Annotated in this window: 26 protein-coding genes; 13 read left to right on the forward strand and 13 right to left on the reverse strand. The window is 73.3% G+C overall.

Annotation, left to right across the window (positions count from 1 at the left end; translation table 11 throughout):
- Together ACIBCA_RS19915 and ACIBCA_RS19920 are read right to left on the reverse strand one after the other, a co-directional pair.
- Nucleotides 1-732, reverse strand: coding sequence for a DUF4097 family beta strand repeat-containing protein (locus ACIBCA_RS19915; RefSeq protein ID WP_396284245.1), 732 nt, complete (start codon nucleotides 730-732; stop codon nucleotides 1-3).
- 162 nt (nucleotides 733-894) lie between these two features.
- Nucleotides 895-1,725 (reverse strand): SAM-dependent methyltransferase, encoded by an 831-nt coding sequence (locus ACIBCA_RS19920; protein WP_396284246.1) that lies wholly within the window; start codon nucleotides 1,723-1,725, stop codon nucleotides 895-897.
- A gap of 176 nt (nucleotides 1,726-1,901) precedes the next feature.
- Here ACIBCA_RS19920 and ACIBCA_RS19925 point away from each other — a divergent pair, with 176 nt between their 5' ends.
- The 5 genes from ACIBCA_RS19925 to ACIBCA_RS19945 all read left to right on the forward strand — a co-directional run bounded on the left by ACIBCA_RS19925 (nucleotide 1,902) and on the right by ACIBCA_RS19945 (nucleotide 6,908).
- A complete protein-coding gene (locus ACIBCA_RS19925) occupies nucleotides 1,902-2,168 on the forward strand; it encodes a metal-sensitive transcriptional regulator (RefSeq protein WP_392877763.1) in 267 nt (88 codons plus the stop codon).
- Between the two features lie 266 nt (nucleotides 2,169-2,434).
- On the forward strand, nucleotides 2,435-3,868 hold the full coding sequence (locus tag ACIBCA_RS19930; protein WP_396284247.1) for an endonuclease/exonuclease/phosphatase family protein: 1,434 nt from the start codon (nucleotides 2,435-2,437) through the stop codon (nucleotides 3,866-3,868).
- 14 nt (nucleotides 3,869-3,882) lie between these two features.
- Nucleotides 3,883-5,871: a phosphocholine-specific phospholipase C gene (locus tag ACIBCA_RS19935; RefSeq protein WP_396284248.1), complete on the forward strand. Its 1,989-nt coding sequence runs from the start codon at nucleotides 3,883-3,885 to the stop codon at nucleotides 5,869-5,871.
- A 109-nt stretch (nucleotides 5,872-5,980) separates the two neighbouring features.
- Nucleotides 5,981-6,454 (forward strand): VOC family protein, encoded by a 474-nt coding sequence (locus tag ACIBCA_RS19940; protein WP_396284249.1) that lies wholly within the window; start codon nucleotides 5,981-5,983, stop codon nucleotides 6,452-6,454.
- Nucleotides 6,455-6,458: 4 nt separating this feature from the next.
- Entirely contained in the window at nucleotides 6,459-6,908 is a 450-nt protein-coding gene (locus tag ACIBCA_RS19945; protein WP_396284250.1) for an SRPBCC domain-containing protein, read from the forward strand.
- Between the two features lie 28 nt (nucleotides 6,909-6,936).
- Here ACIBCA_RS19945 and ACIBCA_RS19950 read toward each other — a convergent pair whose 3' ends face one another.
- Nucleotides 6,937-8,211, reverse strand: coding sequence for an aromatic acid exporter family protein (locus ACIBCA_RS19950; protein WP_396284251.1), 1,275 nt, complete (start codon nucleotides 8,209-8,211; stop codon nucleotides 6,937-6,939).
- 88 nt (nucleotides 8,212-8,299) lie between these two features.
- Nucleotides 8,300-9,034, reverse strand: a complete 735-nt coding sequence (locus tag ACIBCA_RS19955; protein WP_396284252.1) for a polyprenol monophosphomannose synthase — start codon at nucleotides 9,032-9,034, stop codon at nucleotides 8,300-8,302.
- A gap of 296 nt (nucleotides 9,035-9,330) precedes the next feature.
- Here ACIBCA_RS19955 and ACIBCA_RS19960 point away from each other — a divergent pair, with 296 nt between their 5' ends.
- Nucleotides 9,331-10,053 carry a hypothetical protein gene (locus ACIBCA_RS19960; protein WP_396284253.1) on the forward strand — a complete coding sequence of 241 codons (723 nt, stop codon included), beginning with the start codon at nucleotides 9,331-9,333 and terminating at the stop codon, nucleotides 10,051-10,053.
- A gap of 15 nt (nucleotides 10,054-10,068) precedes the next feature.
- Here the strand turns inward: ACIBCA_RS19960 and ACIBCA_RS19965 are convergent, their stop codons facing one another.
- On the reverse strand, nucleotides 10,069-11,658 hold the full coding sequence (locus ACIBCA_RS19965) for a N,N-dimethylformamidase beta subunit family domain-containing protein (protein ID WP_396284254.1): 1,590 nt from the start codon (nucleotides 11,656-11,658) through the stop codon (nucleotides 10,069-10,071).
- A 411-nt stretch (nucleotides 11,659-12,069) separates the two neighbouring features.
- Here ACIBCA_RS19965 and ACIBCA_RS19970 point away from each other — a divergent pair, with 411 nt between their 5' ends.
- The gene (locus tag ACIBCA_RS19970; RefSeq protein ID WP_396284452.1) at nucleotides 12,070-13,950 is read left to right on the forward strand and encodes an amino acid transporter; all 1,881 of its coding nucleotides are present in this window, start codon (nucleotides 12,070-12,072) and stop codon (nucleotides 13,948-13,950) included.
- A gap of 24 nt (nucleotides 13,951-13,974) precedes the next feature.
- On the opposite strand, the gene ACIBCA_RS19975 is transcribed toward ACIBCA_RS19970, so the two are convergent.
- The 4 genes from ACIBCA_RS19975 to ACIBCA_RS19990 all read right to left on the reverse strand — a co-directional run bounded on the left by ACIBCA_RS19975 (nucleotide 13,975) and on the right by ACIBCA_RS19990 (nucleotide 17,682).
- A complete protein-coding gene (locus ACIBCA_RS19975) occupies nucleotides 13,975-14,151 on the reverse strand; it encodes a hypothetical protein (protein ID WP_396284255.1) in 177 nt (58 codons plus the stop codon).
- Between the two features lie 81 nt (nucleotides 14,152-14,232).
- The gene (locus tag ACIBCA_RS19980; RefSeq protein ID WP_396284256.1) at nucleotides 14,233-14,502 is read right to left on the reverse strand and encodes a GlsB/YeaQ/YmgE family stress response membrane protein; all 270 of its coding nucleotides are present in this window, start codon (nucleotides 14,500-14,502) and stop codon (nucleotides 14,233-14,235) included.
- Nucleotides 14,503-14,584: 82 nt separating this feature from the next.
- Nucleotides 14,585-15,487, reverse strand: a complete 903-nt coding sequence (locus ACIBCA_RS19985; RefSeq protein ID WP_396284257.1) for a HEAT repeat domain-containing protein — start codon at nucleotides 15,485-15,487, stop codon at nucleotides 14,585-14,587.
- 263 nt (nucleotides 15,488-15,750) lie between these two features.
- Complete coding sequence (locus tag ACIBCA_RS19990; protein WP_396284258.1) at nucleotides 15,751-17,682, reverse strand: hypothetical protein; 1,932 nt, start codon at nucleotides 17,680-17,682, stop codon at nucleotides 15,751-15,753.
- 291 nt (nucleotides 17,683-17,973) lie between these two features.
- Here ACIBCA_RS19990 and ACIBCA_RS19995 point away from each other — a divergent pair, with 291 nt between their 5' ends.
- Nucleotides 17,974-18,630, forward strand: coding sequence for a CBS domain-containing protein (locus ACIBCA_RS19995; protein WP_396284259.1), 657 nt, complete (start codon nucleotides 17,974-17,976; stop codon nucleotides 18,628-18,630).
- 93 nt (nucleotides 18,631-18,723) lie between these two features.
- On the forward strand, nucleotides 18,724-19,374 hold the full coding sequence (locus ACIBCA_RS20000) for a beta-glucanase (protein ID WP_396284260.1): 651 nt from the start codon (nucleotides 18,724-18,726) through the stop codon (nucleotides 19,372-19,374).
- A gap of 107 nt (nucleotides 19,375-19,481) precedes the next feature.
- Here ACIBCA_RS20000 and ACIBCA_RS20005 read toward each other — a convergent pair whose 3' ends face one another.
- Nucleotides 19,482-19,853: a hypothetical protein gene (locus ACIBCA_RS20005; protein ID WP_396284261.1), complete on the reverse strand. Its 372-nt coding sequence runs from the start codon at nucleotides 19,851-19,853 to the stop codon at nucleotides 19,482-19,484.
- 149 nt (nucleotides 19,854-20,002) lie between these two features.
- On the opposite strand from ACIBCA_RS20005, the gene ACIBCA_RS20010 reads away from it, so the two are divergent.
- Nucleotides 20,003-20,395, forward strand: coding sequence for an SHOCT domain-containing protein (locus ACIBCA_RS20010; protein WP_396284262.1), 393 nt, complete (start codon nucleotides 20,003-20,005; stop codon nucleotides 20,393-20,395).
- A 118-nt stretch (nucleotides 20,396-20,513) separates the two neighbouring features.
- Here the strand turns inward: ACIBCA_RS20010 and ACIBCA_RS20015 are convergent, their stop codons facing one another.
- The gene (locus ACIBCA_RS20015) at nucleotides 20,514-20,924 is read right to left on the reverse strand and encodes an organic hydroperoxide resistance protein (protein WP_396284263.1); all 411 of its coding nucleotides are present in this window, start codon (nucleotides 20,922-20,924) and stop codon (nucleotides 20,514-20,516) included.
- 135 nt (nucleotides 20,925-21,059) lie between these two features.
- On the opposite strand from ACIBCA_RS20015, the gene ACIBCA_RS20020 reads away from it, so the two are divergent.
- The 3 genes from ACIBCA_RS20020 (at nucleotide 21,060) to ACIBCA_RS20030 (ending at nucleotide 23,138) form a co-directional block, all read left to right on the forward strand.
- Nucleotides 21,060-21,533, forward strand: coding sequence for a MarR family winged helix-turn-helix transcriptional regulator (locus ACIBCA_RS20020; RefSeq protein WP_396284264.1), 474 nt, complete (start codon nucleotides 21,060-21,062; stop codon nucleotides 21,531-21,533).
- Between the two features lie 277 nt (nucleotides 21,534-21,810).
- Nucleotides 21,811-22,380, forward strand: a complete 570-nt coding sequence (locus ACIBCA_RS20025; RefSeq protein ID WP_396284265.1) for an RNA polymerase sigma factor — start codon at nucleotides 21,811-21,813, stop codon at nucleotides 22,378-22,380.
- A complete protein-coding gene (locus ACIBCA_RS20030) occupies nucleotides 22,377-23,138 on the forward strand; it encodes a hypothetical protein (RefSeq protein WP_396284266.1) in 762 nt (253 codons plus the stop codon). The genes ACIBCA_RS20025 and ACIBCA_RS20030 overlap by 4 nt, the downstream gene beginning before the upstream one ends.
- A gap of 294 nt (nucleotides 23,139-23,432) precedes the next feature.
- Here ACIBCA_RS20030 and argG read toward each other — a convergent pair whose 3' ends face one another.
- The gene (gene argG, locus ACIBCA_RS20035; RefSeq protein ID WP_396284267.1) at nucleotides 23,433-24,845 is read right to left on the reverse strand and encodes an argininosuccinate synthase; all 1,413 of its coding nucleotides are present in this window, start codon (nucleotides 24,843-24,845) and stop codon (nucleotides 23,433-23,435) included.
- A 309-nt stretch (nucleotides 24,846-25,154) separates the two neighbouring features.
- Nucleotides 25,155-26,015, reverse strand: coding sequence for an SAM-dependent methyltransferase (locus ACIBCA_RS20040; protein WP_396284268.1), 861 nt, complete (start codon nucleotides 26,013-26,015; stop codon nucleotides 25,155-25,157).
- Between the last annotated feature and the right edge of the window lie 123 nt (nucleotides 26,016-26,138).

The following is a 26,138-nucleotide window of genomic DNA, read 5'->3' on the forward strand; positions in this document are numbered from 1 at the left end:
TCAGCCGGACTTGACGGTGACGTCGCCGATGTTCGAGCCGATGTCGATCTTGAACTTGGCGTTCGCGTCGTTGGTCACCCCGACGTGCTTCTCGCCGATGTCCGTCCCGGCGCTCACCTTGTAGGAGCCGGCCGGCACGACCACGGTGACGTCGCCGTTGTCGGTGTTCGCCTTGACGTTCTGGGCCTTGCCCGGGGTGATCTTGATCCCGCCGTTGTCGGTCTTGGCGGTGGTGTGGTCGCCCTTGAGCGTGGTGCCCTTGATGTCGCCGTTGCTGGTGCGCACCTCGACCGTGCCCGCGTCCTCCACGGAGATGTCGCCGTGGTCGGTCTTGACGTTGACGTCCCCGACCTGGGTGAGCTTGATCCCGCCCGCGGACCCGGACCCGGTGACCGGCAGCCCCGGAGGCAGCTCGACGGTGTAGTCCACCGCGCACAGCTTTCCGCAACCGCCCAGCACCAGCACCCCGTTCTCCACCCGGGTGGAACCGCCCGGCTTGTCGTTGTGGTACGCGACCTTGCGATGGACGGACGCCTTGTCGGTGCCCGACTTGCCGTGGACGGTCAGGTCCCCGGCGGAGTTGTCGAGCCGGACGGCGGTGATCTTCTCGGACACCGTGGCGTCGTCGCTGAAGGTCTTCTCCGTGACGGAGGTCGGGTCGCAGGCGGTGATCAGCCCGGTGGCCAGAACTGCGACGACGACGATCCCCGTGTAACGACGGTGGTGACGCATGACGGTTTACCCCCCACTTGCTGTGCGTGATCCCTGTGGACTCCCCGTGGGACGACCCCGTGCTCGAAGCCGTCCCCTCGAAGGTATCCGGGCCAGGTGCCCCGGGGCGGTGGTAAAAACCCCCCAATGCACACTCCACCTGAGGGGATGGCGGGCGGCGGGTCAGGGCTTGCGCGCCACCGCGCCGTACATGCTCACCCGCTCCGCGCCCGGCGCCGGGGGAGCGTCGGGGCGCCACAGCGGGACGGTGACCACACCGGGCTCCAGCAGCTCCAGCCCGTCGAAGAAGGCCCGGACCTCCTCCCGGCCGCGCCCGACCAGCGGCGCGGTCGCCCGGTCGTAGACACCGGTGACGCGGTCGCGCACCGCGGCCGGGATGAAGTCCGCGGTGCCGTGCGAGAGCACCAGGTGGCTGCCGGAGGGCAGCACCTCGAGCAGGGTGGCCAGCACCCGGTACGGCTCGTCCTCCTCGCGCAGGAAGTGCAGCACGGCGGCCAGCACCAGGGCGATCGGCCGCTCGAAGTCGAGGACCCGCTCGGCCCGTACGGCCTCCAGCAGCGCGGCCGGCTCGCGCAGGTCGGCCTGGAGGACGGTGCTGCGCCCCGGGCCGGCGCCGGACATCAGGGCGCGGGCGTGGCTGAGCACGATCGGGTCGTTGTCCACGTAGACGACCCGGGCGGTGGGGATCACGGACTGGGCGATCTGGTGGGTGTTCCCGGCGGTGGGGATGCCCGTGCCGATGTCGAGGAACTGGTCGAGGCCGAGTCCGGCGACGAAGCCCACCGCGCGAGTGAGGAAGCCCCGGTTGGCGCGGGCGGTCGAGCGGAACTCGGGGTTGGCCGCGAGGGCCTTCTCGGCGGCGGCGCGGTCGGCGGGGAAGTTGTCCTTCCCACCGAGGTAATAGTCGTACATCCGCGCCGGGTGCGGGACGTCGGGCCGCAGGTCGGCCGGGATGCCGGCCTCGCCGGGCTCCCACATGGTCTCGTATCCCACGGTCGTCGTCCCCTCCACCTGCGGCCAGGAATCCGCGAACAGCTCATCTGATGATCGACTTGCCATGCGCTCGGCGCACAGCCTAGAGCCCGGCAGGTCGGGGAATGAATACCCCACCCGGTACACTTGTGCTCTTGAGGTCGAACGTGAAAGTCGAACGTGAGAGGCGGCCCGGCATGCAGGTGGACGAGGAGGCGGTCGGCGCGGTCCTGAACCGACTGCGCCGCGCACAGGGCCAGTTGGCCGGAGTCATCGCCATGATCGAGGCGGGGCGCGACTGCAAGGACGTGGTCACCCAGCTCGCCGCGGTCTCGCGCGCCCTGGACCGGGCGGGCTTCAAGATCGTCGCCAGCGGGATGCGCCAGTGCATGGCCGCCGCGGACGAGGACGCCCCGCCGATGAGCGAGGCCGAGCTGGAGAAGCTGTTCCTCGCCCTGGCCTGAGGCGCTGGTCCGGCGCGCTGATCCGGCGCGCTGGTCCGGTGTTCCGGTCCGGCACGCCGGCCTGAGCCCCGACCCGAGCAGTTCGCGAACCGCCCGACGCTGCGTCACGCGTCGTTCACGCGCCGGTCGCTGGTCTTCGGATGAATGAGCCCGCCCGCAGTTGTACAGCCAACTGTGCGGCATTCCCTCTCAGTCTCCGTGACCAGCCGCGCGGCCCCGGCACCGTCCCCCGGCGGACCGGGCGCCCCGCGGCGGACAGGACAACCGTGGCCGCAGGCAGCGCCCTGACCCTCACCTCCTCCGCGAGCCCCCTCGAAGGCGACCGGCTCACCTTCCACTGGACCACCGACGCCCCCGACGCCAAGAACTGGGTCGGGATCTACGACGGCAGCCGCAAGCCCGGTACCGGCTCCTCGCTGCTGTGGAAGTACACCGCCGCCGCCTCCGGCGACGTCCAGCTGGACACCTCCGCCCTGACCGGCGGCCCGTACACCGCCTACCTGCTGGCCAAGGACGGCTACGAGGTCCTCGCCCAGAGCGCCCCGTTCAGCTTCCGGCCCAAGCCCGCCGTCGTGCCCCCGCACGCCGCCGTCGACGCCCTCACCACCGCACCCGTCGCCCCCGGCACCAAGGTGAGCGTCAAGCTCGGGGGCCTGTGGGCCCGCCCGGCCGGCAACCCCGCCGGCAGCGCCTCCTACCGCAAGGTCGGCGGCCCCGCCTGGGCCTCCGTCAGCGCGGATGGCACCGTCACCGGCACCGCCCCCGCCGTCGGCGGCGACCCCGAGCCGATCGTCGTCGGCGTCAAGGACTCCGCGGGCGCCGTCGACACCGTCACCGTGCTCGTCCCGGTCGCCGACGCCGCCGCCCGCCCCCGCCTCAAGGCCGCGAGCTGGAACCTCCACGACGCCGGCGCCGCCCACAACGACGCGCTGGAGAAGCAGCTGCGCGTGGTGCTCAGCCAGGGCCTGGACGTGCTCGCCCTCCAGGAGACGGCCGGCGAGCGGGCCAAGGCCCTCGCCGACGCCCTCGGCTGGTACGCCCACCAGAGCCCCGGCAGCGTCGGCATCCTCAGCCGGTATCCGCTCACCGAGCTGCGCGCGGCCACCGCCGACCTGCCCGCCGTCGCCGCCACCGTGAACCTGCCCGGCGGCCGCACCGTCCGCTTCTGGGCCGCCCACCTGGACGAGACCGGCTACGGCCCGTACGCCGTCCAGGACGGCCAGGGCGCCGCCCAGGTCGAGACCGCCGAGAAGGCCTCGCCGCGCGCCCGGCAGGCCGCCGCCCTGGCCGCCGCCCTCCGTGAGGACCTCGGCCGCAAGCTGACGGTGGTGCTCGGCGGCGCGCTCTCCTCGCCCTCCCACCAGGACTGGACGGCCGCCACCGCCGCCGCCCACCAGGGCGTCGGACCGCTCGCCTGGCCCGTCAGCAAGGCCGTCCAGGAAGCCGGGCTCACCGACGCCTTCCGCGAGGAGAACCCCGACCCGGCCAAGGCGCCCGGCGCCACCTGGTCGCCCACCCGCAAGCGGCGCGGCGAGAAGCCCGAGCCGCAGGACCGCATCGACTACGTCTGGTACGCGGGCGCCCTCAAGCTCGTCGAGGCCCACACCCTCGTGACCGGCTGGCCGCAGGCCGAGCCCAACGCCGCCGCAAACGAGTGGCCCTCCGACACCGCCGCCGCCGTCGCCACCTTCCAGCTCTGAAAGGCCGGTCCGAGATGCCCGAGCTCTCCCGCCGCACCTTCGTCGGCGCCACCGCGGCCGCCGGCGCCACCGCCCTGACGGGCCTCGCCGCCGCCACCCCCGCCGCGGCCGCCCGCCCCGAGGCCGAGGCCACCGGCACCATCAAGGACGTCAAGCACGTCGTCGTCCTCATGCAGGAGAACCGCTCCTTCGACCACTACCTCGGCAGCCTCTCCGGCGTACGCGGCTTCGGCGACAAGCAGGCCCTGCGCTTCCCCGACGGCTCCGACGTCTTCCGCCAGCCCGACACCCGCCGCAGCGACGGCGGGGCGATGCTGCCGTACCGGATGGACACCGCCAAGTACAACGCCCAGAACGCCGGGGGCCTCGCCCACGACTGGGCGACCGGCCACCAGGCCATCAACAACGGCGCGATGAACAAGTGGATCGCCGCCAAGGGCGAGCGCACCATGGGCTACTTCACCCGCGAGGACATCCCCTACCAGTACGCCCTCGCCGACGCGTTCACCGTCTGCGACGCCTACTTCACCTCCCTCGCCGGCCCCACCGACCCCAACCGGCTCTACCTGTGGACCGGCACCGCAGGCCCCGGCCGCGACGGCACCACCGGCCCCTGGATCGACAACACCCCCGTCACCGACAACCCCGTCGCCGACTGGACCACCTACGCCGAGCGCCTGGAGAAGGCCGGCGTCACCTGGCGCGTCTACCACAACCCCAGCAAGGACGACCGCACCGGGGACTACGACGACAACGCGCTCTCCTACTTCAGGCAGTTCCACGACTTCCCGCACGACGACCCGCGGTACGTCAACGCGATGACCAAGTTCGACCCCACCGACTTCGACCGCCACTGCAAGGACGGCACCCTGCCGACCGTCTCCTGGCTGGTCGCCCCCTACCTGTTCTCCGAGCACCCCGCCGCCGGTCCCGCCTACGGCGCCCACTGGGTCAACCAGGCGCTGCAGTCGTTGATGTCCAACCCCGCGGTGTGGGAGCACACCGTCTTCCTCGTCATGTACGACGAGAACGACGGCTACTTCGACCACATGGTCCCGCCCACCCCCGAGGAGGGCACCCCCGAGGAGTTCGCCCAGGGCCGCGCCATCGGCCTCGGCAACCGGGTGCCGCTGTGGGTCGTCTCGCCCTGGTCGCGCGGAGGCTGGGTCTCCTCCCAGGTCTTCGACCACACCTCCGTGCTGCGCTTCATGGAGCTGGTCACCGGCGTCGCCGAGCCCAACATCTCCGCCTGGCGCCGCGCCGTCTGCGGCGACCTGACCAGCTGCTTCGACTTCGCCGCCCCCGACTTCTCGATACCGAAGCTCCCCGACACCAACGCCCTGATGGCCAGGGCCGACGCGGGCACCAAGCTCCCCGGCGTCGCCCTCCCGGCCGTCGGCGCCCAGTCGATGCCCGTCCAGGAGCGCGGCGAGCGCCCGCACCGGCCGCTGCCCTACCAGCCGTGGGCCGACGTCGAGGTGGACCGGGTCGGCGGCAAGGTCACCTGCACCATGACCAACGACGGCTCGGTGGCCTTCCCGTACACCGTCTACCCCAACATCCTGCTGCCCTTCGCCGGCACCCCGTACACCGTCGCCCCCGGCGCCAAGGCCCAGTACGTCTGGGACGCCGCCACCACCGACGGCCGCTACGACTTCACCGTCCACGGCCCGGACGGCTTCGTGCGCCGCTTCGCCGGCACCGTCGTGCGCGACGGCAAGGACGGGCGGAACGGGCAGAACGACGTGGGTGTGCCGATCGTGACCGCCGACCTGCGCGGCGACCTCAGGCTCACCCTCCAGGTCGCCAACGACGGCCTCACCGACGTCTCCTTCACCGCCGCGCCCAACGACTTCGCGGGCAGCGCGAAGACGGTGCGCGTCAAGCCCGGCAAGCAGGTCTCCCTGACCTGGCCGCTGGACAAGCAGGGCCGCTACGACGTCACCGTCACCGCCCACACCGGGCTGCGCTTCGCCCAGCGCTACGCGGGCTGGGTGCATTGACGCACCGCTGTGCGGTGTGATGGTCCGTCAATTGGCCGGGGGCGCCGATCCGGTGACCCCCGGCCGTGGCGGGGCCGTGTTGTCCTACCCCGGCGCTACGGTCGGGCCCATGCAGAACATCAGCACCTGTCTCTGGTACGACGGCCGGGCCGAAGAGGCCGCCACCTTCTACACCTCGCTGATCCCGAACTCGCGGATCACCGGGATCTCCCACTACCCCGACGCCGGTGCGGGCGAGCCGGGCACGGTCATGACCGTCTCCTTCGAGCTCGACGGCCGGCCCTACGTCGGCCTCAACGGCGGCCCCGTGTTCCAGTTCACCGAGGCCGTCTCGCTCCAGGTCGAGTGCGACGACCAGGCGGAGGTCGACCGCCTCTGGGCCGCGCTCACCGCCGACGGCGGCGAGGAGAGCCAGTGCGGCTGGCTCAAGGACCGCTTCGGCCTCTCCTGGCAGATCACCCCGCGCATCCTGCTCGACCTCGTGAGCGGCGAGGACCGGGACAAGGCCGCCCGCGTCATGGGCGCGATGCTGAAGATGCGCAAGATCGAGATCCAGCCGCTGCTCGACGCGGCCGCGGGCTGATCCCGTGACGGCCCCCGACTTCCGCATCACCGTCTACCTGCGGGCCACCCCCGAGCGCGTCTGGCACGCCCTGACCAACGCCGACGAGTCCGGCCTCTACTGGGGACACCGCAACGTCTCCACCTGGCTGCCCGGCACGCCCTGGGAGCACCAGCGCACCGACGGGTCCGGGATCGCCGACACCATCGGCGTGGTCGAGGCCGCCGAACGCCCCCACCGGCTGGTCACCACCTGGGCCGAGCCCGGCCGCGCCCGGCCGGGCGGCCCCGCCCGGGTGAGCTACGACATCCGGAGCTGGGAGGCCCTCACCCGGCTCGTCGTCCACCACGGGAACCTGGCGGACGAAGCGGAGCGGGCGGACGTCGAACACGGCTGGTCGGCGGTGCTGTCCAACCTCAAGACCTACCTGGAGACCGGCCACCCGCTGCCGCAGCAGCCCTGGCTGATGCCCTGAGACCGGCGGCGCCCCCGGGCGGAACCGTTCAGCGCCCGGCCCCCGCGGCCGGGCGCTCCCGTTCACCGCTGCGCCGCCGCCCGGGGACGACGCCCAGCCAGGGGAGGCGGGAGAACCGGGAGAACCGGGTGAGTCGGGTGAGCCGCTCCCGGCTCGCGACCGAGGCCCGGTCGAGCTCCTCCATCAGCCGCCGGCTGCGGTGCTCGAGGTCCAGCTCGTCCAGGATGCGGTCGACCTCGGCCAGCACCGCGCCGTGCAGTTGCCACGCCTCCGGGCGCTCACGGACCTCGTTCAGCAGCGCCCCGGCGACGTTCTCCCGGCAGGTCCAGGCCGCCGCCAGCTCCGTTGCCAGCCGCTGCTCCGCCTCCTCCGCGCTACGGCTCACCTGCGTGGTGACCAGCACCGCGTAGCTCACCATCGCCCCGCCGGTATGGGCCAGCAGTTCCTCCAGCCCGACCGCGATCTCCGGGGGGAACAGCCGCTCCCCGGGCCCGCGCCGCTTCGCGAGGTCGGTCAGCGAACGCGCCAGCACCCGGATCACCACCACGCAGATCTCCAGGGTGTCCAGCCCGGTGCGCAGCACCAGCCGGGACAGCAGCGCCTCGCTGACCCGGGGGTTGAGGCGCAGGCTGTCCTCGGCCTGGCGCAGCGCCGCGTCCACCTCGGCGATCGCCTGGTCCAGCCGGCGCGCCTCGTGGAGCCGCTCGGCGGCCCGGGCCACCGGGATGGGCCGGCCGAGTTCCTCGGCGACGTCCAGCAGCAGCTGGCGGCCCCGCCGGGCGAGGTCCTCGATCGACTCCCCGGCGGTGTCCACCCACACGGGCGGCGCGAAGACCAGGTTGAACAGCAGGCCGACGGCTGCGCCGATGAGTGTCTCCAGCACCCGGTCCCACGCCTGCGAGGCCAGCTTGGTGACGCCCAGGATCAGCATCGCGCTGATCGCGACCTCCTGGACGAACTCCCCGACCCGGGCGTACCGCCCGATGGCCAGCGAGGCCAGGATGACCAGGCCCAGGCTCCACCAGGACAGGCCGACCACGGCGCTGAAGCCGATCGCGATCAGTACCCCGACCACCACCGAGACGACCCGGCGGACGCTGGTCTTGAGCGTGGAGTAGACGGTGACCTGGACCACCAGCAACGCCGTGAGCGGCGCCGTCAGCGGGGCGGGCTCGCTGCTGAGCCGTGTCGCCACCACGTAGGAGAGGGTGGCGGCGACCGTCGCCCGCAGGGTCTGGACGACGAACGGCTCCCGGGCGCCCCGGCGGACCAGGGTGGTGACGGACTCCGGAAGAAGGACCATGCGGGCCTTCTTTCCCCGTGGCGGCCTCTCACACTGCCGCCACGACGCGGAATGACTCGTCCAGCCGCCGGGGCCGGGAGCCGCGGTGTCAGTTCTCGCGGTCGAAGCGCAGCTTCCACGGCGCGAGCGCCGACTCGACCTGCACCCCGAGGCTCATCTTCGACATCCCCTCGATCCGCTCCTCGAAGCGGATCGGCACCTCGCGGATGGTCAGCCCGCGCTTGATCACGCGGTAGTTCATCTCGACCTGGAACGAGTAGCCGTTGCTGCGCACCGACGGCAGGTCGATCCCGCGCAGGGTCTCCGCCCGCCACGCCTTGAAACCGGCGGTGGCGTCCCGGACGCCCAGCCCCAGGATGGCGTTCACGTAGAAGTTGGCCCAGGCGGAGAGCGCCTTGCGGTGCCAGGGCCACTCCGAGGCCGTCGAGCCGCCCGGCACGTAGCGCGAGCCCAGCACCACGGCGGTGTCCCCGTCCTGGAGGGTGCGCAGCATCTCGGGTATCGCCGAGGCCGGGTGCGAGAGGTCGGCGTCCATCTGGATGACGATGTCCGCGCCCTCGTCCAGCGCCCTGGCCATGCCCGCGAGGTACGCGCGGCCCAGACCGTCCTTGACGGTGCGGTGCAGCACCCCGACCGTGCCGCCGGAGTCGGCGGCCAGCTTCTCGGCGACCTCGCCGGTGCCGTCCGGCGAACCGTCGTCGACCACCAGCAGGTGCAGGTTGGGTACCGCGAGGTCCGTGAGCATCCCCGCCAGGACCGGAAGGTTCTCCCGCTCGTTGTACGTGGGGACGACGACAACGACCTTGGGGGAGCCCTCGACCATGTTCTGTTTCCCTTGCACCCTCTCAGGCCGCCGCCCGGCCGGGTGACCCGGCCACCCGCGACGACCTGCTCCGCAGTAGACCGTGTGAGTCTATCCGCGCGCGTCACCCTCACCGACCACGGGTGCCCGCCCGGCACCGCCCGTCCTGCCTCCGGAAGCCGTTCGACTGCGATGCGTCCTTGTGGCATGCTGCCCCGACCTTGATCGATTTTGCACGATCTTGAACGAGCGTGATGCCGTCGCGGCACCGCACCACCGACCGACCGCACCGACCCCTCCGGAGGAACCGTCCCGCCATGCGCCGCACCGCCGTCCCCGTCTCCGCGTTCCTCCTCGCGCTCGCCGCGCTCACCGGCTGCACCTCCTCCGGCTCGGGCCGGACCTCCGGCGCCGGTTCGGCGGAGGCCGCCGGCGCATTCGACCCGGACCAGGCCCTGGCCCACCGCACTCGGGAGCCGTACTCCGCCACTGTCCACCTGACGGTCGAGGAGGGCGACGGGGAGGACCGGATCAAGGACGTCGTCGACGGCCGGCTGAACTTCAACACCCCGGTCGGCGGCAGCGAGACCGTGCACCGGGTCGAGGGCCCCGGCCCGGTGACCAGTACGAGGCAACAGATGACCGTGGAGGGCGTCGGCTACGAGAAGTCGGACGGCGACATCGCGTGGAGCCGTACCGACACCCCGACCTCCACCGGAGCCGCCGACCAGGCCGCCGCCTACGCCAAGGCGATGCTCGACAGCGGTCCCGCCGCCCGCAGGGGCATGGAGAAGGTGGCGGGCATCCCGGTGTTCCACGTGGCCGCCAGGCTCACGGTGGACCAGGTGCGCACCGCGGACCCGGGCAACGCCGACCGGATGGCGCGGGATGGTGTGACGGAGCTCGACTGCCACCTGTGGTTCGGCCGGATCGTTCAGGGGGAGCAGTCGCTGGTGACCCACGGCCGGACCGAGGTGACCAAGGACCTCTACACGCGCTTCGGCCCCGCTGAGACCTTCACCGCGCCGCCGGTGGACTGACGCCCTGACGTCGGCTCAGGAACCGTAGACGGCGGCGAGGTTGTCGACGGCCGGGTGGGTGCGCCCGGCCGGTCCGGCGGCGAAGGCGCGCAGCACCGTCTCGGTGACGGTGCGCACCAGGTCCCCCGCGTGGGAGTCGATGCCGTGGTCGGCCTTGCCGCCGCCCGGGCCGTGGGCGTCCAGGGCCTCGACCCAGCGCATGGTCCCGGTGGCGAAGACCCCGGCGCCGGAGGGCACGGTGTAGTAGGCGGTGTCGGCGTGGGAGCGGCGGCCTTCGCAGACGACGGGGGAGTGCGCGACCACCTCGATCGGGCGCGGGGTGGGGAAGGCGGTGTTCACCCGGTCGTACTCCACACCGACCAGGTGCGGGAAGGACGCCCCGGCGGCCACGCCCGTCCCCGCGAAGATCCAGTGGTCGGGGGAGGTGACCACGTACGGGGCGTCCACCGGGTAGCCGTCGTAGATGACCCCGAGCAGCGCGCTCTCCGGGTCGGCGCCCGGGCCCGTGCGGAAGTCGGTGGTGGCGGGCGCGCCCGCCTTGTGGCCCGGGTCCTGCGCCCAGGCGTCCTTCCAGCAGACGACCGTGCGGTCCGGGCCCAGCTCGGTGGGCTCGAAGCGGACCCGGCGGAAGCAGCAGTTGGCGCCCAGGACCGCGAGGTTGGTCCCCGCGTCGCGGGCCGCGGTCACGGCGGCGCGCTGCTCGGGGGACCAGTACTCGTCGTGCCCGAGCGACAGGACGGCGGCGGCCCCGCGCAGCAGCTCCGGCTCGCGGGCCACGTCGATCCCGGTGGTGTAGGCCAGCGGCAGGCCCAGCCGCTCGGCCAGTGCGACCAGGGGCGCCTCGTACACCAGGAACAGCCCGGCACCGTGGTCGTAGTCGTAGGGCCGGTCGAAGACGACCCGGAGCGAGCGGGTGGCGAGGGTGCCGCTGGGGCCGTTGTAGAGGCTGTAGCCGCCCCACTCGTTGTACGCCTGCCAGGTCGCCGGGGCGCTCATGACCACCACCTTGCCGGCGGTGCCGGCGGAGCGGACGGTGAGCGGCACGTAGCAGCGGCCGGAGCCGTCCTCGGCGTCCAGACGCAGCAGGTAGGCGCCCTCGGGCCAGCCGCCGGTCTCGACGGCGAGGGTGCGCTGCCAGCCGGTGAGCACCGTACGGGTGGCCTGGTCCACGTGCGGGGCGGCCTGCCGGGTGCCGGGGACGTGCTCGCGCCGCCAGACCAGGCGGGCGCGGGCGCCGCCGTACCAGCCTGTGCGGTAGGCGGAGACGGTGAAGGCGGCGGCGGAGGTGGAGACGTGCAGGCCGAAGGTCTCGCCGGGCAGCACGCTGACCCGGTCGGCGAAGGCCTCGACGGCGCCGGCCTTGCCGGGGTCGGTGATCTCCCAACCGGGGGTGCCGGGCAGGGCGTTCTCCTGCGCCGTGCCGGGGTGGGCGGCGGGTGCGGCGCCGGCGGGGGCGGCGCTGCTGGACGCGGCGCTGCTGGACGCGGCACCGGAGTGCGGCGCGAGGGCCGCGGCCGCCGCCCCGGGGTGGCGGGGGCCGCAGGAGGTGGCGGCGGCGGCCACCAGGGCCAGGCCCAGGACTCCCCGTCGGCTCGGCTCCGCCACGTCGGTCTCCCTCGCGTTCGCTGATCCGTTCACCCGGTGCGTTTCGTTCACCCGGTCCGTTCCGTCCGCCCGGTGGGTTCCGGCGCGTTCCGGTGCGTCAATAGGCTGGCACATCCTCACTCTTTCGGGGGGCTCTTGCCCACGCCGCCGCGCCAGGCGTACGGGCCAATCGGCGCGCCCTCCGCCACCGGAGGGGGCCGTACGGGCGGCGCCCGGGCGTGTCCGCGCGCCGCCCGCCCGCCGCTGTGACCGGCGTCACCTAGCCTGACCAGGCCCGCCGTCCGGCGGCCAGCGGATCGGGAGCCGTGGACAGGGGTGCGCGTGGTGTCGTCGGGTTCGGTCGAACCGGGGGTGGTGTCCTCGACGCGCCGGGAGAAGTTCCGGGCATGGCTGCTCGAGGGCCTGGCCGACATGGCCAAGCAGCACCCCGGTCCCCACGCCGAGGCCCCGGCGGAGAAGGGCCAGCGCTGGTGGCGGGTCATGTGCCTGACGGGCCTGGACTACTTCTCCACCCTCGGCTACCAGCCCGGCATCGCCGCCCTCGCGGCGGGCCTGGTCTCCCCGCTGGCGACGATCGTCCTGGTGCTCGTCACCCTCTTCGGCGCGCTGCCCGTCTACCGCAGGGTCGCCCAGGAGAGCCCGCACGGCGAGGGCTCGATCGCCATGCTGGAACGGCTGCTCTCCTTCTGGCAGGGCAAGCTCTTCGTGCTCACCCTGCTCGGCTTCGCGGCCACCGACTTCATGATCACCATCACCCTCTCCGCCGCCGACGCCACCGCCCACCTGGTGGAGAACCCGCACCTGCACAGCGCCCTGACCGGCAAGCAGGTCCTGCTGACGCTGATCATGGTCGCCCTGCTGGGCGCCGTCTTCCTCAAGGGCTTCAGCGAGGCGATCGGCCTGGCCGTCGTCCTGGTCGGGGTCTACCTGGTGCTCAACGTGGTGGTCGTGGCCAACGGGCTCTGGCACGTGCTCAAGGCCCCGCACGTCTTCCACGACTGGACGAACGCCCTCACGGCGGAGCACGGCAACGTGGTCGCGATGGTCGGCGTCGCCCTGATCGTCTTCCCCAAGCTGGCCCTGGGCCTGTCCGGCTTCGAGACCGGCGTCGCCGTGATGCCCCACATCGAGGGCGACCCGGACGACACCGAGGCCAGGCCCGTCGGCCGCATCCGCGGCGCCCGCAAGCTGCTCACCACCTCCGCCGTGATCATGAGCTGCTTCCTGATCACCACCAGCTTCATCACCACCCTGCTCATCCCCGCCGACCAGTTCAAGACCGGCGGCCAGGCCAACGGCCGAGCGCTCGCCTTCCTCGCCCACGAGTACCTCGGCAGCTCCTTCGGGAGCGTCTACGACCTCTCCACCATCGCCATCCTCTGGTTCGCCGGAGCCTCCGCGATGGCCGGACTGCTCAACCTGATGCCCCGCTACCTCCCGCGCTACGGCATGGCCCCGCACTGGGCGCGCGCCGTACGGCCCACCGTCATCGTGCTCACCCTGATCGCCTTCCTGGTCACCTGGATCTTCGACGCCAACGTCGACGCCCAGGGCGGCGCCTACGCCACCGGCGTCCTGGTGCTGATCAGCTCCGCCGCCATCGCCGTCACCATCGCGGCCCGCAAGGCCGGTCAGCGCAACTGGACGATCGGCTTCGCGGTGATCTCCGCCGTCTTCCTCTACACCACGGCCGTGAACATCGCGGAGCGCCCGGACGGCGTCAAGATCGGCGCCTGCTTCATCGCGGGCATCATGCTGGTCTCCTTCCTCTCCCGCCTCAAGCGCGCCTTCGAACTGCGCGTCACCGACGTGGTGCTGGACGGCACGGCCGAACGCTTCGTCCGCGACTACCAGCACCGCCCGATGCGGCTGATCGCCAACGAGCCCAACAGCCGCGACCTCGCCGAGTACCGCGACAAGCTCCGCCAGATGCGCGAGGACAACGACATCCCCGTCGAGGACGACCTCGTCTTCGTCGAGGTCACCGTCCTCGACCCCTCCGACTTCGAGGCCGAACTGACCGTCCGCGGCGAAGTCCTCCACGACCGCTACCGGGTCCTGTCGATCCAGAGCTCCAGCGTGCCCAACGCCCTGGCCGCCCTCCTCCTCCTGGTCCGCGACGTCACCGGCCAGCAGCCCCACATCTACTTCGAGTGGACCGAGGGCAACCCCTTCGCCCAGTTCCTCCGCTTCTTCCTCTTCGGCCAGGGCGAGATCGCCCCCGTCACCCGTGAGGTCCTCCGCGAGGCCGAACCCGACCGCACCCGCCGCCCGGCCGTTCACGTCGGCTGAGGACCGTTCGCCTCAGTATTCGCCTCAGCAGCGGAAGGACGCCTCGTCCCCGCGTATGTGCAACAGGAACCCGTCCACCGGACCACCGGGAGCGACCGGGGGCATCGACTCCCCGATCGGGTCACAAGCGCGCTCGAACCCGTCGAAGTCCTCGGCGTCCACCAGGGCCGCCGACTCGTCGAACCAGTGCTTCACCGGCATGGCGCACCTCCCCTTCGGACCCGTCCACCCGGGCCCGAAGGGGAGTCTTGCACCTGCCACTGACAATCCGGCTGCCGGGGCTCAGCGTCTGGGGTGGGACTTGGCCCAGACCGGGGCGACGAAGGCCACCAGGGCGACGGCGAAGCCGATCTGGAGGAAGTGGCGGATCCAGTCGATGCCGGAGGTGTGCCGGACGCCGATCCAGCCGGAGACGGCGTTGCCGAGGAGGGCTCCGCCGGCGCCGAGGAGCATGGTGAGCCACCAGGGGATCGACTGGGGCCCGCGCAGGATCAGTTTGGCGAGCACGCCGAGCACGAAGCCGATGAGCAGAATCCACAGGAGCTGGAACATCGCGGTCCACCTATCGCCGAAGACGCGGTTCGTCCCATGATCGCCCGGGTCCGCCGAACGGGCACGTCGAGGAAGGCGGCGCTCACGGTTCGCGGACGTCCTCGACCGCGCGCCGCACCGTCGGGTGCGGGTCCTCCGCGAGTCGGTCGAGCAGTTCGGTCACGCCGGGGGTGGACCAGCCCTGGACGGCCCAGACGAGCTCCCGGCGCACTCCGAAGTCCGGATGGTTCGCCAGCCGCGCCAGCACGTCCACCGGGCCGCGCCTGCGGCGCAGGCCGAACCAGTGCAGGGCTTCGCGGATCGCGTCCACATCGCCCTCGCCGTCGCCGGGGTCCGCCGACGGGCTCTCTGCGTCGGCGAGGGCGATGGGGGCTGCGGGGGCAGTGGCGGCGCCGGGGACGGCGGGTGTGCGGAACCCGGCCCAGGCGGCCTCGAGCCGGGCCAGCAGGACGGGTACGGGCGGCGGCGGGCCGTCCAGCGGGTGGGGGTGGCGCTCGCGCAGTCGGCGGTCGCCGTAGCCGCCGCGCGACCTGCAGCCCTGGCAGTTGCACGGCCGGCTGCCGTGCGCTCCCGGCACGTAGCGCCAGCCCGCGACCTGCGGCACCGCGCGGATGCGGTGCACCTCCCGGGCGGTGACGGCCCGTGGCAGGACCACCTCCCACCCGCGCGGGTCCGCCAGCGCGCCGATCCGGGCGACGGCCTCGGCGGCGGAGCGCCACTGCTGGCGGTCCATCCACTTGTCGCCGTAGTGGCCGGTCAGCACCTGCTCGTCGTCGTCCAGCCGTACGTGTACGGCGATCAGCGAGCCCTTGGGCCCGAACCGGGCCAGCTCGCGCAGCCACTGGTGGGTGAGGGTGTAGGAGGGCAGGACCGGGAAGCAGTAGACACCGCGCACCCCGCCCTGGCCCGGGCTCTCGGCCCGGATCCCGGCACGCCGGATGCGCGGCGCGTTGGCCGCGGAGGTCAGGTGGACGAACATCGCCATGGCGGCCGATGCTAGCGCCGCGTCAGGCAACCTTCGCCCCGTCGCGGCCCCCGGCACGCACTCTCGCCGCACCGGCCGAAAGCCCAAGTACGTCCAGTACGAGGGCTTCCGGCCGGCACGCCGAGAGCACGCACCGGACGCCGCTCCTTGAGGGGCAAAGGTTGCCTGACGCGGCACTAGCGCCCGGGGCGGGCCGGGGCGCAGCGGTTTTCCGGTGCCGGGTCGGCCGGCGCCTGGCCAACGTCCGGTCGGCAGCCGGTCGTTCAGTGCTGAGCGGTGATCCGGGTGCCGCCGTCGAGCTGGGCCTCGACCTGGACGGGGGCGCGGGTGGGGCGTTCGAGGGCGAGGGTGCGGTCCGGGGCGGCGCGGTCGGCGGACCAGTCGGGGCCCTTGACGGTGAGCCGGGTGGTCCGGCGGCTGCCGGCCGCGAGCAGGTACTCGGTGCCCTGCGGGGAGCGCCACCAGGCCCAGGCCGCCACCTCCGGTTCGTAGCGGCTGCACGCCCGGCCCTGGCCGCCGCCGGTGCGCTGCGGGGTGCGGGCGCCCGGCAGCAGGACGGCGGTGGCGGCGCTGCCGTCCCCGTTCCAGCGGTCGGCGCGCAGGCAGTACCAGGCGGCGGTGCCCGCGTTCTGGGGGAGCTGCTGGGTGGCGAAGGCCCACAGGCTCAGCTGCCTGACCCCCGGGCCGGCGTCCGGGACGGCGCAGCCCGCGCGGGCCCACGCCTGGAGGGCGTCCTGGGCGACGGCCTCGCGCGGCCCGGCCTCGGGCTGGGGCTGCGTCTGGTTGGTGTGCTCCGGCGGCGGGGACCAGGTGAGGTGGGCGGGCAGGAGGCCGCCCAGGTCGGCCAGCAGGAAGGCGCCCCGGTCGGCCATCGCGGGGGAGGTGTGCAGCTGGAGCACGGTGGCGCCGTGGCAGTCGGCGAGCCCGCCGCCGGGGGTCGGGGCGGTGATCCCTTCCGGGTGCTCCAGGGCGCGGGCGGGGGCGTCGGGCTGGTCGATCCGGCGGGTGTCCGCGTCCTCCACCCAGGGCGCCAGCAGGTAGCGGACGGTGGCGCCCTGACGGCGCAGCACCAGCGCCCCCGCCGTCGTGGGGTCGGCGCCGTCGGCGCGGGCGAGGTCCAGTCCGCCGCCGGGCCCGTCGGTGTACCGGGCGAGGCGACGGCCGTCGTGGAGCACCACCACGCCCGTGCCGTCCACGGTTCCGGCGTACAGCAGGTGGGGCGCCGCCGCGGGCGGGGCGGGGTCGGCGCCCGGTTCGGCGTGGACCTGCGGCCCGGGCCCGGCCCAGGCGGCGAGGGCGCGGTCGAGCAGGGCGGTGTCCTCGCGCCGGTCGCCCCGGGCGGGCCAGACGTCGAAGTCCACCCGGGTGGTGTGCTGCCAGGCGTCCGGGGCGACCTGGACGAGGCGGGCACGGCCGACGGCGGCACCGGGCGGCGGGGCTCCCTGAGGCGCGGCGGCGGGTGCCGAGTCGCCCAGGACGGCGGCGGTGGTGGTCAGTCCGAGGACGGCCACCGCGAGCGCGGCGGTGAGGGTGCGTCGGCGGCGCAGCAGGTCGGTGGGCTGGACCCGGACGGCGCACGGGTCGAAGGCGGGCGGCTCGGGCGACGGCCCGTCGGGCGCCTCGACGGCCGCGGCGACGGCCTCCTCCGGCCGTTCGACCCCCGCGGCGCGCAGCACCTCGGCGGCGGCCTCCGGTGCGAGGCCCTCCACCGCACGGAGGGCGTACGCCGCCCGGGTCGGCGCGTCCAGGGCGGTGAGCGCGTGGTCGAGCGCCGCGTCCTCCTCGCCGCCGTGCGGGGTGAACAGCCGCAGGCCCCACACCCGGGGCGTCGACAGGCGGGGTGCCGGGAGCCGGTGTGCGAGGAGCCCGTGTGTGAGGAGCCTGTGCGCGAGGACCCGCTGCGCCGGGTGCGGGCGCAGAGCGGTGCGCAGCACGCGCAGCCGCAGCCGCGCGTACACCTCGTCCTCCGTCGGGGCCGGTTCGGCGCGGCGGGTCCAGGGCGGGGGCAGGGCGCGCTGGACGGCGGCGTGGGCGGCGAGCACCCGGGTGTGCCGGTCGCGGTCCGCGGGCAGCGCCAGGTAGGCGAGGCGCACCAGTCTGCGGTAGTGGCGCACCAGCGCGGCCTCCGCCAGGGCCACCGGGCGCTGCGAGACGCCCCGGCGCCGCCAGGGCGCGCCCACCGTCCGTGCTGCCAACGGGCCCTCCCGGTGCCGTCCGTACTGTCCCTCGTGCCGTCCTTCGTGGTGGACGGTCCAACGAGTCGATCATGTGATGGTTGCGCTGTCCGGGGCGGTGGGGTCTTGCGGGGGGCGGCGGCGGGCCGTTCGCCGGTGCCCTGTGGGACCTGTGAGGGTGTGCGGGCCCAAGGTCCCACCCGTTCGGCCCAATGGGCCCTGGCCTTTCCGCCCGGCGGGCGCGATGCTGCGGGTACCGGCCGGGACGATCCGCACCCGGCGGGCCCAGCGTGGTGGACGAGGTGAACCGGCGTGCGGCATGCCAGCGTCGAATCGGTGATGACCAGCCCCGTGGTCCGGGTCGCGCCCGAGACCGGCTTCCGGGAGATCGTGGCGTTGCTCACCGAGTACGACATCACCGGCGTACCGGTGGTCGACCCGGACGGGCGGCCGCTCGGCGTGGTCTCGGAGGCCGACCTGCTGCGGACCCTGGCGGCGCAGGAGGACCCGCACAGCCTGCTGCCCGCCCCCGAATCGGCGTGGGCCGGCGACGGCGGCTCGGTCACCGCGGCCGACCTGATGACGGCCCAGCCGGTCTGCACCACACCCGGGACCAGCGTCGTCGCGGCGGCGCGGCTGATGAGCCGGCACGGTCTCAAGCGGCTGCCCGTGCTGGACGCCGACGGGCTGGTCGTGGGGATGGTCAGCCGGGGAGACCTGCTGCGGGTCTTCCTGCGCGAGGACGTGGTGATCCGTCGGGAGATCGTCGAGGAGGTCCTCGGCCGGATCGAGGGCGTCAGCCCGGCGCAGGTGGGGGTGGAGGTCACCCAGGGCCGGGTCGTCCTCAGCGGCACCGTGCCCGAGCCGCACCTGGTGCCCATCGTGCTCAACCTGTGCCGGTCGGTGGACGGCGTGATCTCGGTGACCGACCGCCTGGAGGCGGGCGAAGCGTCGTCAGCCGTCGGCTGATCCCGTTCGCATACTGCGGAGCGTATCGGGTAACTCACTCTGTGTGCCCGGCTTCGCAGACTGCCGTGGCACCGGGACCCCGGGGAGGCGGCCGTGACAGTCGTGTTCGACGCGGATTTCACTTCGACCAGGCAGTGGATCGCCGGGCGCAGCAGCGCCTACCCGAGGATGGGGCCGACCAACCGGAGCGACCACAAACTCGACTTCCTCAGCCGGGCCCACTGCCCCGGCGGCGTGTTCGCCGCCACCAGGCGGCGCACCGGCGGGCTGTGGACCTGCAACCTGCTCACCACCGAGGGCAGCCCCGACGGCTTCCAGGTGCGCACCGGGGACGTGCTGTCGGCCGTGGTGACGCTGCCCGCCGAGCTGGGCGCCTGGCCCGCCATCTGGACCTGGCGCGACGGCGGCAACGAGGTGGACGTCTTCGAGTACCACCCCGACAACCCGGACCTGCTGGAGATCTCCAACCATGTTCGCGGCGGCTTCCGCTACTGGCACGGTGGCGGCGCCGGAGTCGCCCCCGGCGCCACCCTGGGCCTGCAGGTGGTGCTCGGGTCGCACTCGGTGGACTGGTACGTGGAGGACGAACTCGTCTACGCGGACCTGCACGGGGTCGGGCCCGGCTGGCACGCCTACCTGATCGTCAACCTCTCGGTGGCGGACGGGACGTACCACGACCGGCCGCCGCTGGACGGGCCGGACCGGCTCAGCTGGGTCTGCCACAGCCTGCGGGTGGAGCGCTGAGCCGACCGATCGGGGAGGGCCGGTCAGGGAAGACCGAGCGGGGAAGACCGAGCGGGGAAGGCCGGTCAGGGAGGGCCGTTCAGGGAAGGCCGGTCAGGGAAGGCCGGTCAGGGAGGGAACATCGCGGTGATGGGCCCGCGTGGCCAGGAGCGCCGGAACCAGACCGTCCTGCGGTGCGGGCCGATGTGGGCGGGGTCCGTCTCGTACAGGTCGTCGTGCGGGGCGCCCTCGTTGCCCGGGGCGAGCGCCGCGTCGCGGGCCTGGGCGGCGAGTTCGCGCAGGAGGGCGGTGGCGGTGGCCTCGGCCGCGGTCGGCGCTATGGCCAGGGCGGCGAGCGCGGCCCACAACGCGGTCGAGACGTACGAGACCGCGGAGCCGCCCAGATTCGGGTGGGCGGTCGGGTCCCCGTGGGGGCGCAGCAGCCCGGCCGCGACGAGCTGCTCGGGGGAGCGGTCGTCGGTGGGCGGGTGCTGGCGCATGGTGGGCACGCTACCCGGCGGGGCGCTCACCCGGTGCCGGAACGGATTCTCAGACTCTCCTCATGCCGCTCCGACCGGTCCCGGGCGCAGGATGGTGATAGGCGCTGATCACCTCGGCGGGCCCGATGGGGCCGGAGGAGGAGGTCCTGATGAGGCACTGGCACGGATATGGGCACGGGTACGGCCACGGGCCGGGCGGCTGGGGCATCGCCGTGATGACGATCGGCTCGCTGCTGCTCCTCGCGCTGCTGGTCCTGCTCGCCGTCGCCCTGTTCCGGTACGTGTCGCGGTCGCGGCAGCCGCTCGCGCACGGCGCGGCGGGCGCGGCTCCTGGGCCGGGCCGGCGGCACGGCTGGACGGGCGGGCCCGGTGGGCCCGGCGGCGCGGTGTACGGGCCGGCAGCGGAGCAGGTGCTCGCGGAGCGGTTCGCCCGGGGCGAGATCGACGAGGAGGAGTACCGGCGCAGGCTCGACGTCCTGCGCTCGGCCGACGGGCCGGGGAGCGGGCCGGGGAGCGGGCCGAACGGGCCCGGGGGTGGCTGATGGGTGACCGATGACCGGTGACCGAAGACCAGTGACCGGTGGCCGGGGCGGGTGGTCGGCCACGTGCCGACCACCCGGTCACCGGGGCACCGGGTCATCCACTGGCCCGGCGGAACGACTACTCGACGACGAGCTCGACCGGGATGTTGCCCCGGGTGGCGCGGGAGTACGGGCAGACCTCGTGGGCCTGCTTGACCAGCAGCTCGCCGGACTCGCCCGCGAGGGACTCCGGCAGTTCGACGCGCAGCACGACGGCGAGGCCGAAGCCGGCGCCGTCCTTGCCGATGGACACCTCGGCGGTGACGGAGACCTCGCTGGTGTCCACCCGGGCCTGGCGGCCGACCAGGCCGAGGGCGCTGGCGAAGCAGGCCGCGTAGCCGGCCGCGAACAGCTGCTCGGGGTTGGTGCCGTTGCCGTCTCCACCGAGCGCCTGGGGCATCGCCAGGGCGAGGTCCAGTCGGCCGTCCGAGCTGACGGCGCGGCCCTCTCGGCCGTTGGCGGTGGCGGCGGCGGTGTAGATCGCGTCCATGGTGCGTCCCTTCGGAAAGCTGCGGTGCGTTGGCAAGGACAAGTAGAGCACGCAATTGAGTTGTGCACAACTGAGTGATGCATCTTTTGGTTGCGTGACACTCGATGGTGTCGCAGCGATCGCTACCATGGAGGCATGACCACGCTCCCCGGTATGGCGGACGAGGATCTGCTCCGCCTCGACCAGCAGATCTGCTTCTCGCTGAACGCCGCCTCGCGCGCCTTCGGCGGCGTCTACCGCGTCCTGCTCCGGGATCTCGGGCTCACCTACCCCCAGTACCTGGTCATGCTCGTGCTCTGGGAGGACGGCGACCTGCCCGTCAAGCGGATCGGCGAGCGGCTGCGGCTCGACTCCGGCACGCTCTCCCCGCTGCTCAAACGGCTGGAGGCCGCCGGGCTGGTCCTCCGTGAGCGCAGCGCCGAGGACGAGCGCTCGGTGACCGTTCGTCTCACCTCCGAGGGCGCCGCCCTGAAGGAACGCGCCGGGCAGGTGCCGCGCCGGCTGCTCGCCGCGACCGGGCTGCCGGTCGAGGACCTGGCCGCGCTGCGCGGGCTGCTGGACCGGGTGACCGCCGAGCTGGACACGGCGGTGGTGGAGCCCGCGCCGTAGCGCCGGGGCGGGTCGGAGTGCGCTCCGCCGCGCTTGTCAAGCCGGGCGCCCGCGTGCTGTGATCTGGGTCACGTGGCCGTGGTCCGGTGAGGGTCGATCGGGTCGAACCGGCAGGTCAGCGGGGGTGATCGAAAGCGAACGGAAACGTTCGGCAATTGTCCGCCCGATCCGGTCGACAATCCGTACCTTCCGGACGGTTACACCACGAGCCCTTCCGACGGGCCGTCGGCGTGCCACCCGGTGGGCCGACCAGTTGACCCATGAAAGGGGGACGGGTGTGAGCACCCCCGAGCCGGGCGAGGAGCGGGCCCTGCGGGCGGATCCGCTCGCCGGCCTGCCGGCCGACTTCGAGGCATTCTTCACCCGCGAGAACCCCGGATACCTCCGCTACGCCCAGCAGCGCCTGCACCACCGCGAGGACGCGCAGGACGCCGTCCAGAACGCAGGCGCCACCCTGTACAAGAACTGGCGCCGCGCCCTCGCCAGCGACGACCTGCAGGCGTTCGGTTTCAAGATCCTCAAGGACGCCGTCGTCGACGTCCTGCGCGACCGCCGCCGCACCGAACGCAAACGGCTGCGCGTCATCGCCCAGCGCCGCCCCGACACCAGCCAGGACGAGCTGGAGGAGCTCGCCGAACTCGACGCCCTCGACTGGGCGATGGACGAACTCGCCCGCGCCGCCCCCGTCCAGGCCGACGTCGTCCGGCTGCGCCAGGCCGGCCTGTCCTACCCCGACATCGGCCGGGCGCTCGGCATCGCCCACACCACCGCCCGCACGTACTACAGCCTCGGGCGGCGCCACCTCGACTACCTGCTGGAACACCCGGACGACGAGGAGGCGCGGTGAAGGCCGCCGAGCTGCTGGACGTTCACGCCGCCGAGCTGGAGCGGGAGTTCCGCGACCACGACCCGGTGGACTTCACCCGTCGGCTCGCCGAGCGACTGGCCGCCGCCAGGCGGCTGGTGCCGCCGGTGCGCGAACGCCCGGCCCGTCCGCCCGCCACCGCCCGGCCGCCGCACGGCGCGGGCCCTGGTTCGGGTCAGGGATCGGGCCAGGGTCCGGGCCAGTGTTCAGGTTCCGGGGACCCTCCCGGGGGCGGTTGGCGCGCCGAACTGCGGCGGGACCTGCGGTACCTGTGCGCGGCCGTGGCGGGCGCGGCCGAACCGGGGGAGCTGGCGCTCGACCTCGAGCTCGCCGAGAAGACGGCCTTCCGCACCCTCGGATGCCTGCTGTACGGCCTGGGGCGCGCGGGCGACGGCGTGTTCTGGTGGAGGATCGCGGCCCAGTACGGCGACCAGCTGGCCGTGCACTGCCTCGCCGTGCACTACGCCGCCGAGGGCGAGGCGGGCGACGCCGCTCGCTGGGCCGTCCAGGCGCAGGACCTCAGCGCCCCGGGCCGGCTGCCCGAACTGGCCCCGCACGCCCGCCCCGGCGGCGTCGCCCGGCTGGCCCGGTGCCTGGCGGAGGACTACGACGGCGAGATCCTGCTGACGCTGAGGGACGCGGTGGCGGCGCGGCAGCGGGCCCGAGCGGGAGCGGCCCTCGTCGACGCCCGGCTGGGCGTGCGCACGGTACGCGGCCGGGGCGTCGTGCGGATACGGTGACCGGCGGCCCGAGCCGGCCCGGGGGCGGGCCGGGCGGGCGAGGCGGCTGGGCGGTCGGGGCGGATCGGGGCGCTCGGGCGGGCTCTCGGGCGGCCTCTGACCGCCGGCCCGGACGGGCGCGATCTCCCTGGCGGCCGATGCTCGGCGTGACCGTCCCGGCGCTGCCGTTCTGCGGCGGGCGGGAAAGGGTGGTGACCGCCGCACCCCGTGCGGGTACGGCGGTCACCACCCTCGGCAACGGGTCGGGCTTCGGCCGGGGCTTCCCGCGGGCGGCCCCGGCCGGGCCTCGGGGGATCAGTCGGTGCCGGACTCGATCGCCGCGTGATCCAGGGCGCTGGACTCGGCGTCGTCACCGGTGCCGGCCGCGATCGGCGCGGCGCCACCCGGGGCGAGCTCGCCGATCAGCCCGGTCCACGGCGCCAGCTGGCCGTGGACGGCGTACTGCTCCAGCTTGCTGCGGGAGTCGGCGATGTCCAGGTTGCGCATCGTCAGCTGGCCGATCCGGTCGTCCGGGACGAACGCGGCGTCCACGCTGCGCTCCATCGACAGCTTCTCCGGGTGGTAGCTGAAGTGCGGGCCCTGGGTGTCGATCACCGAGTAGTCCTGGCCCCGCCGCAGCCGCAGCGTGACGCTGCCGGTGACGCCGTGGCCGACCCACTTCTGCAGGCTGTCGCGCAGCATCAGCGCCTGCGGGTCGAACCAGCGGCCCTCGTACATCAGCCGGCCGAGCCGGCGGCCCTGGGTGTGGTAGGTGGCGAGGGTGTCCTCGTTGTGGATGGCGTTGAGCAGCCGCTCGTAGGCGATGTGCAGAAGCGCCATGCCGGGGGCCTCGTAGATGCCCCGGCTCTTGGCCTCGATGATCCGGTTCTCGATCTGGTCCGACATGCCCAGGCCGTGCCGGCCGCCGATGGTGTTGGCCTCGTGCACCAGCGCCACGTCGTCGGCGAACGCCTGCCCGTTGATCCGCACCGGGCGACCGAACTCGAACTCGACCGTGACGTCCTCGGTCGCGATCTCGACCGACGGGTCCCAGAAGGCCACGCCCATGATCGGGCTGACGATCTCCATCGAGGTGTCCAGGTACTCCAGCCGCTTGGCCTCGTGGGTGGCGCCCCAGATGTTGGCGTCGGTGGAGTAGGCCTTCTCGGCGGAGTCCCGGTAGGGGAGGTCACGCTCGGTGAGCCAGGCGGACATCTCCTTGCGGCCGCCGAGCTCGGTGACGAAGGCCGAGTCCAGCCACGGCTTGTAGATGCGCAGGCTGGGGTTGGCGAGCAGGCCGTAGCGGTAGAACCGCTCGATGTCGTTGCCCTTGTAGGTGGAGCCGTCGCCCCAGATCGAGACCTCGTCCTCCTGCATGGCACGCACCAGCAGGGTGCCGGTCACGGCACGGCCGAGCGGGGTGGTGTTGAAGTACGTCTGCCCGGCGGAGCGGATGTGGAAGGCGCCGCAGGCGAGGGCGGCGAGGCCCTCCTCGACCAGCGCGGCCCGGCAGTCCACCAGTCGCGCCTGCTCGGCCCCGTAGGCGCGGCCACGGGCCGGCACGTCGGCGAGGTTCGGCTCGTCGTACTGGCCGATGTCGGCCGTGTAGGCGAACGGGACGGCGCCGTGCTCGCGCATCCAGGCGACGGCCACCGAGGTGTCCAGACCACCGGAGAATGCGATGCCGATCTTCTCTCCGACCGGCAGCTTGCTCAAGACCTTCGACATGGGTGCACCCTATGACCCGCGCGGTGCGGGCCCCTGACTCAGCGATGTTGACTAGCGACTGTGGGGATCTCGATGTATCCGATGCCCGTACTCTGGCATAACTTTGCAGAGTTCCGCAAGACAATACGGTGGGGTCGGTCGGGATGGCGGTCCGGAGTGCCACTTCCGGCGACTCAACTGTGCTGAGGCCCGCGCGAGTTGGGCCGGATGGTGCCGCAGGCCGGGCTCCCGGGGGAGTCCGGCCTGCGGGCGCCGCGCTGCGATGGGCGCTGGGTGGCGAGTTGGGCAGTGGTTGCGCGGTGGGTGGCGTCAGACCTTGCGGCCCACGGCGGCGTACATCCAGCGGGTGGAACCGTGGGTGGAGCCCTCCGGGCGCCAGAGCGGGACGAAGTCCACGCCGGGCTCCAGGAGTTCCCAGCCCTCGAAGTACCCCTCCACCGCGGCCCGGCCGCGCAGCCGGATGCCGGAGGCGGTCCTGTCCCAGGTCTTCGCGGCCTCGGCGGCGCGCACGGGGTTGCCCTCGGCGGTGCTGTGCGAGACCAGCAGGTAACTGCCCGGGGCGAGCCGCTTGTGGACGGCCCGGACCGCGGCGGCGGCCTGCTCGTCGTCCACGAAGTGCAGCACGGCCACCATGAGCACCGCCACCGGCTGGGAGAGGTCGATCAGCTCGCGCAGCTCGGGCCGGTCGAGCAGCTCGTCGACGTCGCGCAGGTCGCCCGTGAGGACGGTGGTGGACCGGTTGTCGGCCAGCAGAGCCCGGCCGTGGGCCAGCACGATCGGGTCGTTGTCGATGTAGACCACCCGGGAGTCGGGGGCGATCTCCTGCGCCACCTCGTGGACGTTGCCCTGCGCGGGCAGGCCGGAGCCGATGTCGACGAACTGGCGGATGCCCGCCTCGACGCAGTGCCGCACGGCGCGGCGCAGGAAGGCACGGTTCTCCCGGGCGGCCTGCGGGATGTCCGGGGAGACGGATATGGCGTGCTCGGCCGCGGCGCGGTCGGGCGGGAAGTTGTCCTTGCCGCCGAGCCAGTAGTCGTAGATCCGGGCCGGGTGCGGCCGGTCGGTCTCCAGCGACGCCGACTGGGCGGCGTCCGCCGCCCTGAACGCCTCGGCGGCCTGGTGCGCGCCTGCCGGTTCCGTCGTGTCCGTGCCGTTGTCGGGCGTGATCATTCGGGTCCCCCTCCAGTGACCTGAACGGCTGTCACCACACCTGCGCCGACAACCGGTTGAACGTTCACGCATGATAGCCGTCGACTATCGGGCGGGAGTGGCCTCCCCCGCTATCGACGCGGA

The organism is Kitasatospora sp. NPDC051170, from assembly GCF_044455705.1.
Lineage (GTDB): Bacteria > Actinomycetota > Actinomycetes > Streptomycetales > Streptomycetaceae > Kitasatospora.

Excerpts from the sequence above, each read along its gene's own strand:
- ACIBCA_RS19940 (WP_396284249.1), top strand. The coding sequence starts at position 5,981 with ATGCAGAACATCAGCACCTGTCTCTGGTACGACGGCCGGGCCGAAGAG.
- ACIBCA_RS19975 (WP_396284255.1), bottom strand. The coding sequence starts at position 14,151 with ATGCCGGTGAAGCACTGGTTCGACGAGTCGGCGGCCCTGGTGGACGCC.
- ACIBCA_RS19960 (WP_396284253.1), top strand. The coding sequence starts at position 9,331 with ATGCGCCGCACCGCCGTCCCCGTCTCCGCGTTCCTCCTCGCGCTCGCC.
- ACIBCA_RS19955 (WP_396284252.1), bottom strand. The coding sequence starts at position 9,034 with ATGGTCGAGGGCTCCCCCAAGGTCGTTGTCGTCGTCCCCACGTACAAC.
- ACIBCA_RS20020 (WP_396284264.1), top strand. The coding sequence starts at position 21,060 with ATGACCACGCTCCCCGGTATGGCGGACGAGGATCTGCTCCGCCTCGAC.
- ACIBCA_RS19950 (WP_396284251.1), bottom strand. The coding sequence starts at position 8,211 with ATGGTCCTTCTTCCGGAGTCCGTCACCACCCTGGTCCGCCGGGGCGCC.
- ACIBCA_RS20015 (WP_396284263.1), bottom strand. The coding sequence starts at position 20,924 with ATGGACGCGATCTACACCGCCGCCGCCACCGCCAACGGCCGAGAGGGC.
- ACIBCA_RS20005 (WP_396284261.1), bottom strand. The coding sequence starts at position 19,853 with ATGCGCCAGCACCCGCCCACCGACGACCGCTCCCCCGAGCAGCTCGTC.
- argG (WP_396284267.1), bottom strand. The coding sequence starts at position 24,845 with ATGTCGAAGGTCTTGAGCAAGCTGCCGGTCGGAGAGAAGATCGGCATC.
- ACIBCA_RS20040 (WP_396284268.1), bottom strand. The coding sequence starts at position 26,015 with ATGATCACGCCCGACAACGGCACGGACACGACGGAACCGGCAGGCGCG.
- ACIBCA_RS19935 (WP_396284248.1), top strand. The coding sequence starts at position 3,883 with ATGCCCGAGCTCTCCCGCCGCACCTTCGTCGGCGCCACCGCGGCCGCC.
- ACIBCA_RS19985 (WP_396284257.1), bottom strand. The coding sequence starts at position 15,487 with ATGGCGATGTTCGTCCACCTGACCTCCGCGGCCAACGCGCCGCGCATC.
- ACIBCA_RS19970 (WP_396284452.1), top strand. The coding sequence starts at position 12,070 with ATGGCCAAGCAGCACCCCGGTCCCCACGCCGAGGCCCCGGCGGAGAAG.
- ACIBCA_RS19915 (WP_396284245.1), bottom strand. The coding sequence starts at position 732 with ATGCGTCACCACCGTCGTTACACGGGGATCGTCGTCGTCGCAGTTCTG.
- ACIBCA_RS19925 (WP_392877763.1), top strand. The coding sequence starts at position 1,902 with ATGCAGGTGGACGAGGAGGCGGTCGGCGCGGTCCTGAACCGACTGCGC.
- ACIBCA_RS20010 (WP_396284262.1), top strand. The coding sequence starts at position 20,003 with ATGAGGCACTGGCACGGATATGGGCACGGGTACGGCCACGGGCCGGGC.
- ACIBCA_RS19980 (WP_396284256.1), bottom strand. The coding sequence starts at position 14,502 with ATGTTCCAGCTCCTGTGGATTCTGCTCATCGGCTTCGTGCTCGGCGTG.